This window comes from Ideonella azotifigens (assembly GCF_006519715.1).
GTDB classification, from domain to species: domain Bacteria; phylum Pseudomonadota; class Gammaproteobacteria; order Burkholderiales; family Burkholderiaceae_C; genus Ideonella; species Ideonella azotifigens.
Genome location: NZ_VIDT01000620.1, coordinates 1 through 3,304, shown reverse-complemented (window position 1 = coordinate 3,304; position 3,304 = coordinate 1). Strand labels below are relative to the sequence as shown.

3 protein-coding genes and 1 pseudogene are annotated in these 3,304 nt (G+C 67.1%); all 4 read right to left on the bottom strand.

Annotated features, from left to right (window positions below):
* Positions 1 to 65 precede the first annotated feature (65 nt).
* Positions 66 to 599: a chemotaxis protein CheW gene (locus FKP22_RS25130; RefSeq protein WP_141290422.1), complete on the bottom strand. Its 534-nt coding sequence runs from the start codon at positions 597 to 599 to the stop codon at positions 66 to 68.
* Between the two features lie 91 nt (positions 600 to 690).
* The gene (locus tag FKP22_RS34415; RefSeq protein ID WP_141290420.1) at positions 691 to 2,409 is read right to left on the bottom strand and encodes a methyl-accepting chemotaxis protein; all 1,719 of its coding nucleotides are present in this window, start codon (positions 2,407 to 2,409) and stop codon (positions 691 to 693) included.
* Between the two features lie 30 nt (positions 2,410 to 2,439).
* The gene (locus FKP22_RS25120) at positions 2,440 to 2,898 is read right to left on the bottom strand and encodes a cache domain-containing protein (RefSeq protein ID WP_141290418.1); all 459 of its coding nucleotides are present in this window, start codon (positions 2,896 to 2,898) and stop codon (positions 2,440 to 2,442) included.
* Positions 2,899 to 3,060: 162 nt separating this feature from the next.
* Positions 3,061 to 3,304 (bottom strand): annotated as a pseudogene (locus FKP22_RS25115) (methyl-accepting chemotaxis protein); the annotation flags it as partial.

The following is a 3,304-nucleotide window of genomic DNA, read 5'->3' as shown; positions in this document are numbered from 1 at the left end:
CGGCGGGTGGTTCGGCGTTTCGCCGAACCGGGTGCTCCATTTCCCGCCGAACCGGGCGCCCCATTTCAGGAGTTGTCGTCGATCAAGCCCATGTCGGACGAGCTCATCAGCTGCGTGATGTCCATCAGGATCAGCATGCGTTCGCCGACGTTGGCGATGCCGGTGATGAAGGACATGTCGACATTGGCGTTCATGGCCGGAGCTTCCTTGACTGCGTCGCTGGAGAGTTCCAGCACGTCGGAGACGGAGTCGACCACGGCACCGACGACGCGGCCCTTGATGTTCAGCACGATCACGACGGTGAAGTCGTTGAACTCGGCCTGTTCGCAGTTCAGCTTCACGCGCAGGTCGATGATCGGCACGATCACGCCGCGCAGGTTGACCACGCCCTTCAGGAAGGCGGGCGCGTTGGCGATGCGGGTCGGCTGCTCGTAGGAGCGGATTTCCTGCACGCGCAGGATGTCGATGCCGTATTCCTCGCCGCCGAGGCGGAAGCTCAGGTATTCGCCGTGCGTGACGGCGGCAGCGCCTTTGGCGGCCTTGCCCGCCCGCGCGGCCTCGTGCCGGGCCACTTGCTTGGCTTCGGTGATCATGTCCATGGTGTTGGGTCCTTTGCGTGGGATGGGCGGGCCTTCTTGCGGCACCGCATGACGTTGATATCGGCCGTTTCCCGGCGATGTGAAGGGGCTTCTAGAAACTCGTCCAGTCGGTGTCGCCACCGGCTGTTGCTGGCGCTGCCGCCTGTGCCACCACCGATGCGCGGGGCTTCGCCGGCACCGGCTTGCTGGCGGGCCTGGCGCTCTCCGTGGGGGCTGCGGTGCTGGCGGCGGCCTTGGGCTTGGGCGCAGCTGGCGGCGCTTCGGCGTGGCTGGTGGCGCTGAGCTGGAAGGTCGACACCACCTGCGCCAGGCGCAGGGCCTGTTGCTTCATGGTGTCGGACGCGCCGGCACTTTCCTCGACCAGTGCGGCGTTCTGCTGCGTCATCTGGTCCAGCTCCGCCACTGCGCCATTGATCTGGCCAATGCCGTCGCGCTGCTCGACCGTGCTGGCGGTGATCTCGGCAATGATGTTGGAGACGCGGCGCGAGGATTCGACGATCTCGTTCATCGTCGTGCCGGCGTCCTGCACAAGGCGCGAGCCGTTCTCGACCCGGTCGACCGAGGCGCCGATCAGCGCCTTGATCTCGCGCGCGGCTTCGGCCGAGCGCCCGGCCAGGCTGCGCACCTCGCCGGCCACCACCGCGAAGCCGCGACCCTGCTCGCCGGCACGGGCGGCTTCCACGGCAGCATTCAGCGCCAGGATGTTGGTCTGGAAGGCGATGCCATCGATCACGCCGATGATGTCGCCGATCTTGCGCGACGCGGCCTGGATCTGGTCCATCGTCGTCACCACCTCGGCGACCGCTGCGCCACCGCGCTGGGCGACCTCGGCGGCCGAGCTGGCGAGTTGGTTGGCTTGCGCTGCGGCTTCGGCGCTCTGGCCGACCGAGCCCGTGAGTTGCAGCATCGACGAAGCCGTCTGCTGCAGCCGGCCGGCCGTCTGCTCCGTGCGGTTGGACAGGTCCTGGTTGCCGGTGGCGATTTCGCTGCTGGTCGTGGCGATGCTGCTGGCCGCGTGGCGCACCGTTTGCAGCGAGTCGTGCAGGCGCTGCACCATGCGCATCAGGCTGCGCTGCAGCTGGCCGATCTCGTCGCTGCGCTGGTTCTCGCCGGCTTGCTGTGACAGGTCGCCATCGGCCACCGCCTCGGCCAGCGCCGAAGCTTCGCGCAGCGCCTGGATCACCCTGCGCAGCAGCGCGGCGCAAACCAGCACCGCCACCGCCGTCAGCAGCAGGCTCAGCAGGCCCAGGCCCAGCGAATTGCGCTGGCCACGCGAGGCAGAAGCCTCCTGCGTGTGCTGGCCTGCGGCCTCGATGCTGTCGATCAGCTTGGACATGGCCTGGCTGGCCGCCTTGAAGCTGGCGTCGGCACCCTGCATCGCGGCCACGCCGGTGTTCGGGTCGACCTGGGCCAGGTCAATCGCCTGATCGGCCTGCTTGGCATAGGCGGCGAGGTCCTTGGCGACCTGCTGCGCGTTGTCGCGCAAGGCCTGGTCGTCGTGCAGGTCGCTGATGTCCTGGGCCACGCGGGAGATGTCCTGCACCTGCTTGGGCAGGCTGGTGCGCACCGCCTTCACGGCGGGCTCGTCCATCGAGGCGATCAGCGTCAGCGTGCGATACACGCCGCTGTGCATCTGGCCCATCTGCTCCTGCACGCTGGTGACGGTGCGCAACTGGTCCAGCGCGGCGGTGAAGACCTCGGCATTGCTGCTGGCCTCGCGCTGCATCAGCGCGCCGTTGATCGCGCCGCCGGTCAACGCGACCAGGGCCGTGATGATGGGCGGCAGCAGCAGTTTGGTTCCAAGTTTCATGAAGGACTCCGGCGCGGCACGGGTTGCGGCTTATTTGTAGATGCCGCCGCAGACGACGGTTTCATCCAGCCGCTCGCAGTACATCGCCTTGGGCTCGATCTTCTTGGTCTCGGGGTTGGTGAACTTGTAGTCCTGCCAGAAGCTGGGCTTGGCCTTGGCCAGCTCCACGCGTTCCTTGACGAAGGCCTTGCCGTCCACGTCCTTCAGCTCGATCAGGTTCTTGCCCACCATCTTTTCGTTGGCACCGTGGGCCAGCACCGTGCCGTCCATGCTGTAGACGGTCAGGTACAGGTCTTCATGGCGGAACTGGCCTGTCTTGCTGGTGATTTCGGCGTAGGCCTTTTCCTTGCCGCTGGCTTTCACGAAGGTCACACCTTTCTTGACCATCGCGATCGCGTCGGCCTCGGTGGCACCGCCTGCGGCGGCATGGGCGACGGAGCAGCCGAGAGCGACGGCGGCGGTGATCAGGGTGGCGGTGAAATGGCGCATGGGTGTCTCCTTGGGCTGAGGAAATCCGGTGCCGCGCGAGGCGGCTGGCCGGTGGCTTGGCCCTGGCACGGGCCGGTGTTGTTCACGGGGCAATCAACTTGTCTTCGAGGGATATCGGCAACTGCCGCGAAGACCTGATGGTGAGAAGGCGGTGGGCGCGGCTCAGCGCAGCCGGAAATTGGCCACCGCGCCGCTCAAGGCCTGCGCCTGCTGCTGCAGGCTGTCGGCCGAGGCCGCGCTTTCTTCGACCAGCGCCGCGTTCTGCTGCGTCATCTGGTCCAGCTGGCCCACCGCGAGGTGGATCTGGCCAATGCCGTCGCTCTGCTCGGCGGCACCGGTGCTGATATCGCGCACGATGTCGCCGACCCGGCGCACCGAGCGCACGATCTCTTCCATCGTCGCGCCG